The following is a 13,995-nucleotide window of genomic DNA, read 5'->3' as shown; positions in this document are numbered from 1 at the left end:
TAAACTATTTCGACATGAACTAGCCCCACAAAAGATGTACTTTCAATAACCTTGCTATCAAGGAAAGTTTAAAATAATCCCTGGTCTACATCTTTGAAATGATCATAACTGATAACATGATCCAGAAGTAATCTTTCATTTATATGAAATGGTTCTGATAGCGTAAGTGCGGAATATCATATGCTTTAATTTCTTTTTTAACATCATCTCCATTTTCAAAACAAAATTTAGCGCTGAGATTAGATAAAACATTTCCTCTCCTTGATTGCCTTTTTAGTATCGAATTAAAATGAGCCAAAACGGTAAAATTGGTTACAAAATGATACTTTTTTAAGAAAATTTCCTCAATGAGAGTCACACATAAATTCAGAAACAGGGTTTAAAAGCCTTAAACCCAAAAGGCATAAAGATTGACTAATAAGCTAATAAATCACTTAATCAAAATTATAAAACATGGAAAATAGCACAAATCATCAAATCTTGAATCTCAATGAGATCAAGAATGCTACTGTTGAGAACTACTCCGGAGAAACAATTGGTACTATTGACGATGTAATGATTGATGGGCACGATGGACACATCGCCTATGTAGCATTACAAGTAAATACAGGCTTTTTGAATATGGGGAGCAAGTATTTTGCGATTCCCTGGAGAGCATTCTCCTTCAAAAACTTGGAAGATCGCCTTTTACTACTTGATGTTGACAAGCAGAAATTAGAAGATTCACCAGGCTTTGACAAAGACAATTGGCCTACAGGACCTCAATATGAGTTCATCAGTGAAGTTCATTCTTATTATGGCTTTAGCAGGGATGATGATCATATTGACCGAGGTAGAATTTAACCTACTTTAATAAAAGAGAGGCTGATGCTTAAATCGATCTATTTTTCTCTGTTTGGTCTTATAGAGGTTTTGTATTTCGATCAGGATTGGTTAACAGCCTGAATGCACAGGTAAAGCTAAATCAATTGAAAAACTCTGCCAATATTCAAAGGTAAGCGTTGATTTAACTTCAGCCTCTTTTTAAACCTTTTTCAATTTATTGTACAAGTAATTTAAGAGGATATTTAATAAGCGTATAAATTTAAAATGAACCATACCATGTCTTCCAACTTTAAAAATTTCGCACAACAAGGAGATGCGTACATCAAAAAATTATCAAGTGAACTGGGACATAAAGATGATCCTATTCAGACATTTATCTTGCTCAGAGCTGTAATGCATGCTGTAAGAGATCGCATTGGCTTTACAGAATCCCTTCACTTCCTCTCCCAACTCCCGATTTTTCTAAAGGGGCTTTATGTTGAAAATTGGGTATATGATGATGATTCAACTAAAATCAAACGTTTGGAAGCTTTTAAAACTTCTGTGAAAGACGAGCAAATCCGATTAGGAGAAAAGTCTTTTGATTGGACTGACTCAACAGAAGTTTTGATTGCAAAAGTATTAAAATCATTAGGGGAACATTACCTTACAGAAGGACAATTAGAGCACATTTCTTCTCAAATGCCCAGAGAAATCAAAAACCTTTTCCCCAATTGATCAACTATTCAGCAGGTTTAAAACTTGATGTTTAGAAAACAACAAAATCAATTCAAACTATGGATGTCCAAACTTTTATCGTAATCACCATTTCAGGCGTTGTGGCTACCATAGCCATGACAACTTGTATGTATATATATGCAAAAGTCACTAATAAAAACACCAAGGTCGTCCATGTTTTAAGTAAAATGGTATCCGGATCGAAAGGTAATTTCGCTTGGAGTAACATTATCATGCTATTTGGAGCCTGCTTACATGTAGGTATTGGAATATTATTCGCTTTTATATACTACTTACTTTGGCATTGGGATGTATTGTTGCTTAATCTTGAAGACTCTTTTTGGGCGGGCGCACTTTCAGGACTATTAGCTATTTCTTTTTGGTCTTTTTATTTTATTATTCACCGAATACCTCAAGCTATTTCTCGGAGCCATTACATGTTTGCACTGTTACTTTCCCACATTATTTTTGCTATGGTATGTATTAATTTTTATAAAGTATTAATTTAATTTCTGTCTAAAAATAGATCATCCATTCATTTAAGTATCGGTGATTTTAATAAAAATAAATGTTAAGAAATACTTCAATAAATAATTTAATTGAAATTATTTAAATACTTTTATTTCAGTCTTTTAAAGTCTATTTTAGGTTGCCAGAGAACTTCGCATAAATTTTCAGCAAGCCCATAATAATTATAACGTGTCCTAATACATTCGCAGCTATTGCACAATGCAGGCTGGTTTGTTCCTCCAAACTAATACCAATTATGCGTAGATCAATTTTCCGATTTTATGGAATTGATCCTTGATCCAGAAGTAATCTTTTATCTATCTCAAATACCCCTGCTGGAGTAAACACAGATAATCATGTTATCAATTGGCAATAGTGATAGGTACACACAGGTTTAAATGCATTTAAAAAATCATTTAACATATTCTAAGCATTTAAATGTTGAAAACCTTAATTATACATCATTACAGTTCTTATGCCTATGCTGCTTTAGCTGTAGTTATCAGTACTTCTAAAATACTTGGAAAAAAGCAGCATAATACCCATGTATTATTTTGTATCATAAGTGTCTAAAGAAACTTTATGGATTAGCGCTTTTTTTCTAAGTAATATTTTCTGGAATTCTGAAGGAGTCATTCCTGTCTTTTTCTTGAATTGATTAGACAAGTGTGCTGTACTGCTATAATTTAGCTTGTATGCGATCTCAGTGATTGAGTATTGGTTAGTAGAAATTAAAAATTTAGCCATTTCAATTTTTTGTAAGATATGATAGTTTTCTATAGTTGTATGGGTGAGCTCCGAGAACAATGTAGACATGTGCCTATAACTATAGCCTATCCTTTCGCTGATATATTCTGAAATATTGATAGAACGGTTGGCTTCTTGAGATTTCACCACTTCATTGATGATATTTTTAATCTTTTGTATTAGCATTTCCTTGGGATCTGACATTATACTTATGCCATAAGGATTAAGCAACTGAACTAACTCCCCCATGATCACTTCATTGATTGGGGTATTAATTTTTACTTCATTTGCGGAAATAAATACAAAATCAATCTTCATTTTGAAAAAAGTATCTTTTAGAATTCTTTTTTGCAATTTGACAATATCAACATTGAAACTGACTTCCATATCATATCATTTAGTGTATCATATCTGAGCTCTTGTGTACATAATAACAAGTTTTATACCATGAAAAGCAGAATTATGAAAAAAATTTTATGTATGAATTACGTGTTTTTAGCAATTCAATCCTCATACTTTATTAGCTAGTAAAAAATAATTTTTGGTACTATTATCTTTTGAAAAAAAATATGACAGTATTTATTACTGTTTACGAGGAACTTTGCCAGCATCAATCGAAAATGTCCATATCACGAAGTTTGATATTGATTAATATTTGATCCGACCTGGTTGAAAAGTACTTATTGATAATTTTTCTGCTTTTTCGAAATGGAGCATAGTATCAGGTTTTGTCGATGATATGATATTGCGGGCAAAGAAGAATGAAGAAAAACAAATTGTTACTGTATAAAACTATGTCAAGGGATTAGCTAAATCATGAATTTCTGAATCAAAAATTTATTCAATAATATTTTCTAGGATGATTTTTTCAATTTTAATTTCATCTCTTTAAACTTTATGCTGATCCATTTTTCGTAAAAAAGCCAAATCCATAGCAATATGAAAATTAATTCTAATAAGAAATCAAAAGCGATGATTTTATAATATACGCCAGGTTGAAAGAGACCTGTATCAAAAAGCAACAATGAAAAAGCGGTCGCAAGTCCTAAAATAATCAAGCTCAAATGAACGCTCTGCTCTTTCAATGCAGCGAATAAGGTAAATCCTATCGTCAAAATAATGGCTGCAATCAAATTGATAAATAAATCCGCATCATGGTGCAATGAATCAAAATTAAATTTCCTTATCACAACGAGTGTAAAGATTCCTAAGAGCATATAATATGATCCTTGAAGGATTAGAATCGATTTATAAATCAGTTTTTCCTTTCTATTCATCTTGTTAATCCATTTATTTTAACCCATAATTCTTTGAGCTAGCTGCCCAATTTTCCAATAAAGAAAGAATGGTCTGAACAGTTTACTGACCAACAGCGCCAACGGCTTAGTTATAAACCAGCTCAAACACATCGTCACTTTGAAAAAACAGTTACCAACTGAATTTCAAAACCAAGGCACCACTTAGTTAGAATTACTTCATCCTATGGCGCTCCATAAAATATCCAAAAAGGAAAAGTCCCAATATGCCTAAAGCCACAAATAAAATTGTCATGCCCACTCCCATAATTTCATTGTTTATGTTTAAGTTATAGTTTTAAGATTAATAAAATGAAAAGCTATCATTCTTTGATAGCTTTTTCATTAATGCCAGAGACAGCCAGACGGGTAAGCAGCTTGTCTGCGTTTTTTTCTTCGTCCAGGGTCTTTTCTAGGATTTCAACAATGTTTTCATGCTTCATTTTTTTAGCCAAAGCTATCAGCGAGCCATAGGATGCTATTTCATAATGTTCCACTTTTTGACAAGCGATGATTATGGCTGCATCTCGGACAATCGTATCTGCTGGATTTTCTTCCAAAATAGACTTTGCTTCTTCTAATAAGCCCTGCATGGCCTCGCATTTTTTAGCTTCATGCTTTTCTACGAGAAGATCAAAAACCTCTTCCAGTCTAGTGATGTGGTGATAAGTCTCTTCAATATGAAGTTGAATTCCTTCTGCAAGTTCATTGGAAGTTGCTGCTTCATACATCTTTGGTAATTCTTTGACCAGGTGTTTCTCTGCCCAGTAGATATCTTTCAATGTCCTTATGAACAATTGGTGAAACGGCGATTTTTCATTTTTTGCTGATTGATCAGATCCTTGATTAGTCATGATAGTTCTCTTTAAGTGATACAATAGGCATTGCCTGTTTTCCATTTATAAATGTCAACATGCTTGCCAAGGCACTGCTAAACCTTTGAAGTGTATTCGTTTTGAAGCCATCCTCACAACATTTCAGAAAGTCACAAATGAAAAAAATGCTTTTTAGCGCTAGATAACGCTATTGACTCTGGTAAATAAGTTATAAAAGTTAAAATAAAGAAAGCTGCTTCTAACATTCATTCAGCCTTCTACCCAAAGTATGAAACCAAAAAATAACCAATGGATGTGATTTATATGTATCACATTGAGATTTTAATGTAACAGCATTTTGCTATTTGCAAACTTCATTTTTACATAAAACTTCTATTATCATCCTTATCTCTTCAAAATTGATACTTCAGCCAAAAAGGAACAGGTTTTGGAAATAACTATTTAAAATCACTTTAAAACTAAAATCATGGAAAATCACAAAAAAGAAGGAACGCTAACAAAAAAATTAGAGAAGAGTACGGCAAACTTACCCTCAAGTATCTATTTATGGTCCGCAGTATCTTTAATGAGTACTTCCTTAGCATTGAAGTTATTGAATAAAAAACATGCAGCCTTATTTGTAGGTCAATGGGTTTCTCCATTTCTACTGTTTGGGATATACAATAAAATAGTGAAAACAGAAGGCTCTGAAAGAAAGGACTAGGGTTTTGTTAAGGGGGAGGGAGTACTGGGGAGGGAGCTTTTGACTGTGACTCTCTCCTCACTCCTTTTTAGGCTTATTGAAATAATCAAATAAATATCAATCCCAAACTTGATCGCTTAATATAGGAAAGCATTTGAGGATATTTAGAAGTCAAAAAGCCCCACTTTACTTATACACTCCATGTATTGCAAAAATTGAATCAAAAGCATATTTCTTAACCAACAACTAAAATCAAACTAATATGAAAACTTTAAAATTTCAACTTATTCTTTCTGCACTACTGCTGTGCTTTGTGGTAGTTGTATCTTGTGAAAACCGTAACGACACAGACACTTATGGTCGAAAAATCGGTAAAGATAATGATACTACGTCTACAGGATACAATACTGAAAGAGACAATGATAGAAGAACAAACAATCAGCTAAGTGATGCCAATAGGGGAAATAACAGTGAGAGAATGGACAGTAATGCTGCAAATCGTGATGCTAAACTTCTCCCTATTCGTGTATTCAATGCGATCAGAAAAGATTCAGTATTGATCAACCAAGAAATCGTTGATTCTAGAAGAATTGAAAAAGACAATGACACCAAGTATGAAGTCCACTTCAAACATGATGGTAAAACTACCATGGTGATTTTCGATGAAGATGGTGATTATTCTGGAGAGTACAGGTAAAAGGAACTTTCTTTCATTTCTCCTAAACACAAGTATGAAAAAATCAATTATTCATAAAATAGAAAAAGCCATTGAGACGGGAAAGTCTATAGACATCCATTTCGGAAACGGCGGGAGAATCAAATGGGAGCGTAAGCTTCCATTTCTTCTTGTTTACAGGTCTTCAAATATCAAAAATAGTTTAGTGGCTAATTTAATAAAAAGTGAAGTTTCCTTTTTAGTAACCAACAGCCAAACAAATTTTGAAAGTGAAATCGTAGCGCACTTGACTCAATTTTCTAAATCAATGGCTTTAACTTATCGCTCAGTGATCATCATGGAAATCTGGGAGAATCCAAACAATTCCACACATTTTAAGATTTTGGCAGGAAAGGGTAAAACAGAAGAGGCCGTCAAATCACTAAAAAATTCACTTCAAGGCTATACATCCAACCTGGCACTTACCGTAAAAATAGAAAACACAAAAGAGAGGCATCCCGCTCATTTAGCTCCCTTAATGACCCTATCGCAGTGTAGAGCTGCTGGGGTTTCACTTATTGGTTTAGAAATCCCTGATGTATTTAGAGATAAGGAAACAGATCAGCTATTCCCAATGCTGATAAAAGAGTTTCAAATGTTTTTTTCAAGTATGATTCGAAAAGCCATTTTTGAATTTTTGAGGGTTCAGACTTCTTTTGACCTTCCACATTACATGGCTTTAGGCACCACGACTATTGATGACCAGGCACTAACCATAGAAAAGCAACTCCTTGAAATAGAAGATCAATATCAGTTTTTACTGCTTATTTCCCCCATAAATGCTCTGGAAGCTAACCGTTTATATTTAAATTCAGAAAGAAAAACAGCTCCAAAGTTCATTTATAGGATATTGCCCATCGACCCAGATCAACTGAAAGAGGAATTATTTAAAGTACCGATTAGATCTATTGACGACCCTATTATCAAAGAATTATTGCTTGAAAAGCGGGAAGAATTGGAAAAACAAATAACCATGCTGAAAGAAAGGGGTAGTCGACATTTTATGCACTCTAGTATAAGGTTGTATGATGCTGTAGATGCCTCACTTTATTACCAAGCTATACAATTATTAGAGTCATTTGATAAAGAGGCTGACAATGAGGAAGATTGGGTTGATGCTGAAAGCTTCCGCAAGGCTGCTTTGGAGGAAATTAAGAGATACCAAAACCTTTCACCTTCATTCTGTCCTGAAGTATTGATCAAAGATGATATCATAGGGCTCCTTGTCTCCAAGGGAAATTTATACATTGGTAAATCTCTCAAGATCCCAAAAAAACAATTAGAAGCCTTAATTCATCATGAAATTGGTACGCATTCCTTAACTTACTTTAATGGGACTCAACAACCCTTGAAACAGCTTTCGTCTGGATTAGCCGCCTATGATGAGCTTCAAGAAGGCTTGGCTGTATTTGCTGAATACCTCTGCGGTGGACTTACAGTTAATAGGTTAAAGGTATTAGCCGGCAGGGTGATCGCTGCTCATTGTCTTACCGAGGGCATGAATTTCCAAGCTACATTCAACACCTTGATCAATAAGCATGATTTCGATGCAGTTACGGCATTCGACATTACGGCAAGGATCCACCAAGCTGGTGGCTTCACCAAAGACATCATTTACTTAAGGGGCCTGATTAAATTATTAAACTACATTGCTAAAGGGAACGACATAGAATTACTTTTTATCGGTAAAATAGCCTTTGAGCATACTTCCTTAATTAAGGATTTGAAAATCAGAGAAATTATCAAACCTCCTACCTTACTTCCAAGATACCTCAAGATTCCCTCTTGCATTCAGCGACTCCATAAAGCCAAGGCTGGCATCGAACTTACAGAACTTGTACAATAACCCACCACCCATATGAAAATCATTTTTCTTGTCAATCAAGTGAAAACCGAAGAGGTGAACTACGACACTACCCTTCTCTCTTATACCGCTACAGCGATGGGGCATGAAGTGTATATCATGCAAATAGAAGATCTCTGCTATTTTTCTTGTGAAGAAACTGGTGGCTTAGCTTACAAAGCTCCTCCTGAATTAAGTTCTATAGATAAATTTTTAACGCATCTTCAACATAAAATCAAACCATCAAAAGTTCAATTCAGTGATGTGGACGTTATTTTTCTAAGAAACAACCCTTGTGAAGAGCAAGGTGAAAGATCATGGGCAAAAACCTCAGGGATGATCTTCACGCAGTGGGCAGCAAGAAATAACATTTTGGTATTGAACGACCCAACAACACTGTTGACAACAAATGATAAAATGTATTTGCAATACTTCCCGAAAGCTATTCGGCCACGCACTATAATATCTAGAAATAAGGAAGAAATTGAAGCGTTCTACCTTGAACAAAATAAGAAAATCATCTTGAAACCTTTGCACGGGTCAGGAGGACAGGATGTATTTCTCTTGGACAGATCAACAAACTTGAATCAAATTGTCTCTACAATTAATAGGCATGGATTTATCATTGCCCAAGAGTACCTACCAGAAGCAAGTGCGGGAGATGTTAGGGTCATAATGCTAAATGGAAAAATTCTAACCGTGGATGGGAAATATGCTGCCATGAGGCGTGTCAATAAAAAAGGAGATATCAGAAGTAATTTACATGTAGGTGGCAAACCTAAGAAATTCAAAATGACTGAATCTGTATTAGAAATCTGTAAAACCATCGGACCAAAGCTCATCATGGATGGAATGTTTCTGGTAGGTATTGATATCATAGGAGATAAAGTGATCGAAATAAACGTAGAAAGTCCTGGCGGCCTGGTCAGTATGGAAAGAATCGAAAAGGTTAATTTTACAAAAAAGGTTATTAAAAGTATCGAAGAGAAAGTAAGGCTTAAAAAAGAAGCGGTTGAAATCCTACCAAATAAGTTTCTTGCAAGTTTTAATAGCTAATTTATTCATTAGAAATCTTATGAACGATATAGAAGCCATCCGATCCAGAAGTTTGATAAAGTGGCATAAAAATCTGACCTGAAATGGGTGCCAAAACTGCTTTATTATCCAAAGACGCCAAAACTTGGTTCTTCACAACTTTTGTGAAATTTTCAAATCCTGGATTCATTCTAAAGGTTTTACCTTCAGGAATGTGAAATCTAAAAAGGACTTCATAGGTTTCTGGATGATTTTCATCACTGATTTTAGCTGGCTTACTGAAATTCCCCAATCTATCAATCAATTTGGGTTTGGAGAGAATTTTAATTGCTTTTAATAGCACCTCTTTGAGTATTTTTACCGCATTTGGATCTTTATGTTGCCCACCTTCTACTGTAAAGCCAACGTATCCCCTACTGGCTAAATAATGATCAAAATGTCCTGGAATAAACTTTTCAATTCCCAATACAATTGGTAGTTCAAATGCTTTTAAAAAGTCCGTTTGAGAGAATTTCACATTAGCACTTATGTAAGGTTTGGAATATGAAGAGGTGGTATGCATATCTATGTAATAAAACTTGCCTTTTACACCAACGCTATGCTCCAATTCCTCGATAACTTTGATGATCTCATCCCGCTCTTTCACTTCATGAATTTCATTCAGCTCTTCCAAATCTTGTCTACTTTCTTGCCGAGTTACAGGCAAGGAATCCTTATTATAATCAATTAAAAAAATCCTATTCAGGTCTTTATCTATAAATCTTTTTTTTTCTTTCAATGCTTGTCTATTGCCTAACAAAAACAATACATTGAGTTCAGGAGCAGTACTTTGCAACTTCAATTCCTCTAAGATTTCTTCGGCGGCTATAAGCCCTGCTATTTCATTGCCATGGATCCCACAACTTATGATCAAGTAGTTATCATGATGATCACTGTGATTTTTACACGAAGTGACTTGTCCTAGAATCCGGCTATTTGGTGTTTTTTTAAGATCAATAATCTTGTCCATTTCCATTTCTTATTTATAAGGTAAATCACTCAATCAACCTGTAACTAAAGGTGTATAATACTTGGATAAATTAGGTTCAAGCTTAGTTAGAAAGCTAGATCAAACGTGACTATGAAAAAATGATCCCTCCTGAAAATGCAAAAATCAAGTTCTAAAAGAAGTCTTTCTTAGACCATAATGCGTAAAGAAACCACCAAATATCAATAATATCCCAAGTATAAAATGTGGCCAAAAAACCCAGTCCCTAAACCCTAATAACCAAGGAGACATTGTCAAAATGATTCCAGCCAAAATATCAATCATCAAATGAATTCTCAAAGAGATAAGGTTAATGACACCAAATTCGTACTTGGTCGTAAGGCTCATTAGCAGGATCAAAACCCCTGTAGCCATGGGAACAATCATGGCTTCCTGAACATCGCTAAACTCAAATATCCATGGACTTGCCAATAAGATAATAAGCATAAAATAATCAAGTACGCCGTGTAAATGTGAACTGATGAATCTCATGATATTTAATTTATTGTTGAACAAATGGTTTGCTATGGACTTTTATGGAGCTTTAATTGAAATCTCAAACTGGTGTGAATTCTTTTACTACATAGGATTAAGCATGTGAATTTTTAAGACCTAGAAGCGCTATAAGCTAGGTGTGCTTTCCAAATTATTGTCTTTAAATTGATATTCCTTCCTTCTATAATTCTAATATTGTTCCAACCTAAGCATGTAAAAAGTATCAAAATTAATTTCTATCGAAGGGCAATGAAAAATGTTGCTTTCTTAGGCTAGAAGGGCTTAAAGAAACATCGCTAAAATTTTTTCATGTATTTTTCAAACAAAATAAACTGTAGAGGACCTTGTTTTCTACATCATCGTTTGGATAAAATATTAGCCAACATGTAACCATTTTGAGTCTTTAGAAAACAAAACAAGCTAATATTTATCATCAAGTTGAGTGCTAAATACCTGTGGTGTTTAGCTGTGTTACGCTAACATGATAAATGAATATGCACACGCTAAACTTCCTTTAGCAATTAAAAAATGGACCTTCATGATGGCAATAGACGACCATAAAAAGAAGTTCTATCAACCCCTCACCTGCAAATGAATTGTAGCTTTCAGCTCTCAGGATGATATGATCTAGCAGGCTTATGTCAAGGAGCTTACAGGTTTCTTTTACCCTATCTGATAGTCTCCTGCCTTGCTCTGAGCTTATCAAATTCACAAAGGGATGATTATCACATGTCCATTTAAGTTTAGCATTTGGTTATGGTGCAGCAACAGCCCTTTTTGCCCAACAGGACCAAGTGGCAAAGGAATAAGTAAAAGCCATGCGGGAAGCCATGTGATTATGCCGAAGGCTCTTGGACGCTACAGCAGGCAAGAGCCTAAACTTGTTTTGTAATGGATTGCTACTAATCAAACACAGCTTAAATAGATAGGACGGATAAACACTAAAAGCAAGTGGATTTGAAAATATGAATATTGAAAAATTAGTCCCACTTTAAGTAATCGCTCTAAGAAGGGATGGACAGCTTTTAGCTAATACTCCCCGACAAAATTGTTGTATTTAATTCTTTTTATTTCATACATTTGAAATTGTTAATTTGGTATTCCTTTGAGAAATCGTAAGTACATCTATTCTTTATTTATAGCGATCTTCCTATTCTTGGGATGGCAGGAGAATACTTTTGTTGCTTCGGAAAAAGAATTCAAAGATTTATCTTACACAGAACAGTCAACAGATAAATCGTTTTTTTCGCTAAAACAAAAACATTCAACATTTGACATAGTCGGAATCATTTCCCAATATGATTACAATTTTTCTGGTATATCCAAAATCAAAGCTGATAAGGATTGTCTTTGGTTATTCTGGGATAATCCCCTAGCATTCATTGATTTATCAAATGATATTAAAGTACTAAATTCACTGAACGCAAAATCAAGTTTGATATTAGCGTTCCTCTATCCATTTTTTTTCTTTTTTTAACTTTATCCTAGCCCTTTCATATACTAAGTATCAAGACTTCAAAGTCTTTCAGATTTTAACATTTTATTCAAAATTGTACCTATAATATTTATGGGCAATAAGCTTATGCCTCGTGAAGCATGGGGTTCAAGACTAGGTCTTATACTTGCAATGGCAGGAAATGCTGTTGGCTTGGGGAACTTCCTAAGATTCCCCGTTCAGGCTGTTCAAAATGGAGGTGGAGCTTTTATCTTCCCTTACTTAATATGCTTTCTACTCATGGGAATACCTCTTTTATTTATAGAGTGGTCTTCTGGCAGGTATGGAGGTAAATTCAATAACCACAGCACCCCATACATCATGGATGGCATGGGGAATTCCAAAGTCTGGAAATATGTTGGTGTATTCGGTATTTTCACAAATATCGCCGTTGTAGCTTATTACACCTACATAGAATCTTGGAGTTTGGTTTATATTTTACACTCAGTTGTAGGCACTTTCAAAGGGTTGTCACAAGCTGAGGTTGCTGTATTTTTCAACGATTATGTGGGAGAGCTTTCATCATACACTTGGTTCCCATTTGAAACTGTATTTTTTTATGTTTTGGTCTTATCTTTAAATATTTACATCCTATCCAAAGGCCTGGGAGGCATTGAGAAAGTTGCAAAAATTGGTATGCCATTACTTATTCTATTTGGGGTAATATTGGCATTTAGAGGTTTGACTCTGGGTGAATCAGGAAAATCTGATCTGTTCCCTGATGCAAATGCTTGGGATGGTTTAAACTTTCTTTGGACACCACAATTTGATTCTTTGACAAATCCAAAAGTGTGGCTTGCAGCTGCTGGTCAGATATTTTTCACACTTTCAGTGGGAATGGGAACGATCCAATGCTATGCAGCCTTTATCAAAGCCAATGAGGATATCGCTTTGAATGCAGTATCGGCAGGTTTTATGAATGAATTTGTTGAAGTAGTGTTGGGAAGCAGTATTGTCATACCTATCGCTGCTGGATACTTGGGACTGGATTGGGTTTTGAAAAATGCAGGTTTTGGAATGGCCTTCCAAACAATGCCTTTTCTATTCCAACAATGGGGAGAGACAGCTGCTGCCTTTGCTGGTGTGTTATGGTTTGGATTGTTGTTTTTTGCAGGAATCACTTCTTCCCTGGCAATGGGGACTCCATGGATGAGTTTTATGAAGGATGAATTTGGTTGGGGAAGAAATAAAGGTGCATGGTCTTTTGGCATGCTCGCATTGACAATGGGTTTGCCTACGGTCTTACTCTACCAATTTGGCGTATTTGATGAATATGATTATTGGGCAGGAACAGTCAGTTTGGTCATCTTTGCTTTATTAGAGTCAGTTCTCTTCTCTTGGGTCTTTGGTATTGACAAAGGTTGGAATGAAATCAATGAAGGTTCAGACATCAAAATTCCTCAGGTGTATAAGTTTATCATCAAATATGTAACTCCTCTGTTGCTTCTATTTGTGTTTATAGGAGCTTTAATTAGTCCATACCAAAATGAATGGGCTGAAAATATCTCCAGCATCATGAATGGTGGGAATTGGGTATTGGATAATAGTTCTATCATTAAAAATATCTCAAACTTTGGGTTAAAAGAACAATTCCTTCTTGCCCATACTGATAAAGAAAAAAGCTTTATTCAAGATAAAATATTTTATATTAATATGGCCAGATTACTCTTAGTTGGGTTATTTGGATTTATTTGTTCACTCGTCTATTTGTCCAATCAAAAACGATTAAAGGAAGGAAAGAAAGGTCATGAATAACATCGCAATAACGGTGAT

Annotated in this window: 13 protein-coding genes and 1 pseudogene; 8 read left to right on the top strand and 6 right to left on the bottom strand. The window is 34.8% G+C overall.

Features of this window, described 5'->3' with window-relative positions; genetic code table 11:
* Positions 1 to 453 precede the first annotated feature (453 nt).
* The 3 genes from MM239_RS14420 (at position 454) to MM239_RS14410 (ending at position 2,051) form a co-directional block, all read left to right on the top strand.
* Entirely contained in the window at positions 454 to 843 is a 390-nt protein-coding gene (locus MM239_RS14420) for a PRC-barrel domain-containing protein (RefSeq protein WP_241348953.1), read from the top strand.
* A 258-nt stretch (positions 844 to 1,101) separates the two neighbouring features.
* Positions 1,102 to 1,542 (top strand): DUF2267 domain-containing protein, encoded by a 441-nt coding sequence (locus MM239_RS14415; RefSeq protein ID WP_241348952.1) that lies wholly within the window; start codon positions 1,102 to 1,104, stop codon positions 1,540 to 1,542.
* A gap of 59 nt (positions 1,543 to 1,601) precedes the next feature.
* The gene (locus tag MM239_RS14410; RefSeq protein WP_241348951.1) at positions 1,602 to 2,051 is read left to right on the top strand and encodes a hypothetical protein; all 450 of its coding nucleotides are present in this window, start codon (positions 1,602 to 1,604) and stop codon (positions 2,049 to 2,051) included.
* A gap of 550 nt (positions 2,052 to 2,601) precedes the next feature.
* Here MM239_RS14410 and MM239_RS14405 read toward each other — a convergent pair.
* The 3 genes from MM239_RS14405 to MM239_RS14395 all read right to left on the bottom strand — a co-directional run bounded on the left by MM239_RS14405 (position 2,602) and on the right by MM239_RS14395 (position 4,948).
* The gene (locus tag MM239_RS14405) at positions 2,602 to 3,186 is read right to left on the bottom strand and encodes a helix-turn-helix domain-containing protein (RefSeq protein ID WP_241348950.1); all 585 of its coding nucleotides are present in this window, start codon (positions 3,184 to 3,186) and stop codon (positions 2,602 to 2,604) included.
* Positions 3,187 to 3,653: 467 nt separating this feature from the next.
* The gene (locus MM239_RS14400) at positions 3,654 to 4,076 is read right to left on the bottom strand and encodes a hypothetical protein (RefSeq protein WP_241348949.1); all 423 of its coding nucleotides are present in this window, start codon (positions 4,074 to 4,076) and stop codon (positions 3,654 to 3,656) included.
* 341 nt (positions 4,077 to 4,417) lie between these two features.
* Entirely contained in the window at positions 4,418 to 4,948 is a 531-nt protein-coding gene (locus MM239_RS14395; protein WP_241348948.1) for a YciE/YciF ferroxidase family protein, read from the bottom strand.
* A 448-nt stretch (positions 4,949 to 5,396) separates the two neighbouring features.
* Between MM239_RS14395 and MM239_RS14390 the strand changes: the two genes are divergently transcribed.
* The 4 genes from MM239_RS14390 (at position 5,397) to MM239_RS14375 (ending at position 9,226) form a co-directional block, all read left to right on the top strand.
* Entirely contained in the window at positions 5,397 to 5,633 is a 237-nt protein-coding gene (locus MM239_RS14390; RefSeq protein WP_241348947.1) for a hypothetical protein, read from the top strand.
* A gap of 241 nt (positions 5,634 to 5,874) precedes the next feature.
* Entirely contained in the window at positions 5,875 to 6,309 is a 435-nt protein-coding gene (locus MM239_RS14385; protein WP_241348946.1) for a hypothetical protein, read from the top strand.
* A gap of 34 nt (positions 6,310 to 6,343) precedes the next feature.
* The gene (locus MM239_RS14380) at positions 6,344 to 8,173 is read left to right on the top strand and encodes a flavohemoglobin expression-modulating QEGLA motif protein (RefSeq protein ID WP_241348945.1); all 1,830 of its coding nucleotides are present in this window, start codon (positions 6,344 to 6,346) and stop codon (positions 8,171 to 8,173) included.
* Between the two features lie 12 nt (positions 8,174 to 8,185).
* Positions 8,186 to 9,226: an ATP-grasp domain-containing protein gene (locus MM239_RS14375; RefSeq protein WP_241348944.1), complete on the top strand. Its 1,041-nt coding sequence runs from the start codon at positions 8,186 to 8,188 to the stop codon at positions 9,224 to 9,226.
* A 1-nt stretch (position 9,227) separates the two neighbouring features.
* Here the strand turns inward: MM239_RS14375 and MM239_RS14370 are convergent, their stop codons facing one another.
* The 3 genes and pseudogenes from MM239_RS14370 to MM239_RS14360 all read right to left on the bottom strand — a co-directional run.
* The gene (locus MM239_RS14370) at positions 9,228 to 10,214 is read right to left on the bottom strand and encodes a succinylglutamate desuccinylase/aspartoacylase domain-containing protein (RefSeq protein ID WP_241348943.1); all 987 of its coding nucleotides are present in this window, start codon (positions 10,212 to 10,214) and stop codon (positions 9,228 to 9,230) included.
* Between the two features lie 144 nt (positions 10,215 to 10,358).
* The gene (locus MM239_RS14365) at positions 10,359 to 10,724 is read right to left on the bottom strand and encodes an SPW repeat domain-containing protein (protein WP_241348942.1); all 366 of its coding nucleotides are present in this window, start codon (positions 10,722 to 10,724) and stop codon (positions 10,359 to 10,361) included.
* Positions 10,725 to 11,241: 517 nt separating this feature from the next.
* Positions 11,242 to 11,448 (bottom strand): annotated as a pseudogene (locus MM239_RS14360) (JAB domain-containing protein); the annotation flags it as partial.
* An 846-nt stretch (positions 11,449 to 12,294) separates the two neighbouring features.
* Between MM239_RS14360 and MM239_RS14355 the strand changes: the two are divergent.
* On the top strand, positions 12,295 to 13,977 hold the full coding sequence (locus MM239_RS14355) for a sodium-dependent transporter (RefSeq protein WP_241348940.1): 1,683 nt from the start codon (positions 12,295 to 12,297) through the stop codon (positions 13,975 to 13,977).
* The last annotated feature ends 18 nt before the right edge of the window (positions 13,978 to 13,995 follow it).

The organism is Belliella filtrata (assembly GCF_022549775.1).
GTDB classification, from domain to species: domain Bacteria; phylum Bacteroidota; class Bacteroidia; order Cytophagales; family Cyclobacteriaceae; genus Belliella; species Belliella filtrata.
Note: the sequence above shows the minus strand (reverse complement) of the source record. Positions and strands in the feature narration are given on the sequence as shown.

Coding starts and splice junctions, on each gene's coding strand:
- MM239_RS14420 (WP_241348953.1), top strand. CDS start 454: ATGGAAAATAGCACAAATCATCAAATCTTGAATCTCAATGAGATCAAG.
- MM239_RS14415 (WP_241348952.1), top strand. CDS start 1,102: ATGTCTTCCAACTTTAAAAATTTCGCACAACAAGGAGATGCGTACATC.
- MM239_RS14410 (WP_241348951.1), top strand. CDS start 1,602: ATGGATGTCCAAACTTTTATCGTAATCACCATTTCAGGCGTTGTGGCT.
- MM239_RS14405 (WP_241348950.1), bottom strand. CDS start 3,186: ATGGAAGTCAGTTTCAATGTTGATATTGTCAAATTGCAAAAAAGAATT.
- MM239_RS14400 (WP_241348949.1), bottom strand. CDS start 4,076: ATGAATAGAAAGGAAAAACTGATTTATAAATCGATTCTAATCCTTCAA.
- MM239_RS14395 (WP_241348948.1), bottom strand. CDS start 4,948: ATGACTAATCAAGGATCTGATCAATCAGCAAAAAATGAAAAATCGCCG.
- MM239_RS14390 (WP_241348947.1), top strand. CDS start 5,397: ATGGAAAATCACAAAAAAGAAGGAACGCTAACAAAAAAATTAGAGAAG.
- MM239_RS14385 (WP_241348946.1), top strand. CDS start 5,875: ATGAAAACTTTAAAATTTCAACTTATTCTTTCTGCACTACTGCTGTGC.
- MM239_RS14380 (WP_241348945.1), top strand. CDS start 6,344: ATGAAAAAATCAATTATTCATAAAATAGAAAAAGCCATTGAGACGGGA.
- MM239_RS14375 (WP_241348944.1), top strand. CDS start 8,186: ATGAAAATCATTTTTCTTGTCAATCAAGTGAAAACCGAAGAGGTGAAC.
- MM239_RS14370 (WP_241348943.1), bottom strand. CDS start 10,214: ATGGACAAGATTATTGATCTTAAAAAAACACCAAATAGCCGGATTCTA.
- MM239_RS14365 (WP_241348942.1), bottom strand. CDS start 10,724: ATGAGATTCATCAGTTCACATTTACACGGCGTACTTGATTATTTTATG.
- MM239_RS14355 (WP_241348940.1), top strand. CDS start 12,295: ATGGGCAATAAGCTTATGCCTCGTGAAGCATGGGGTTCAAGACTAGGT.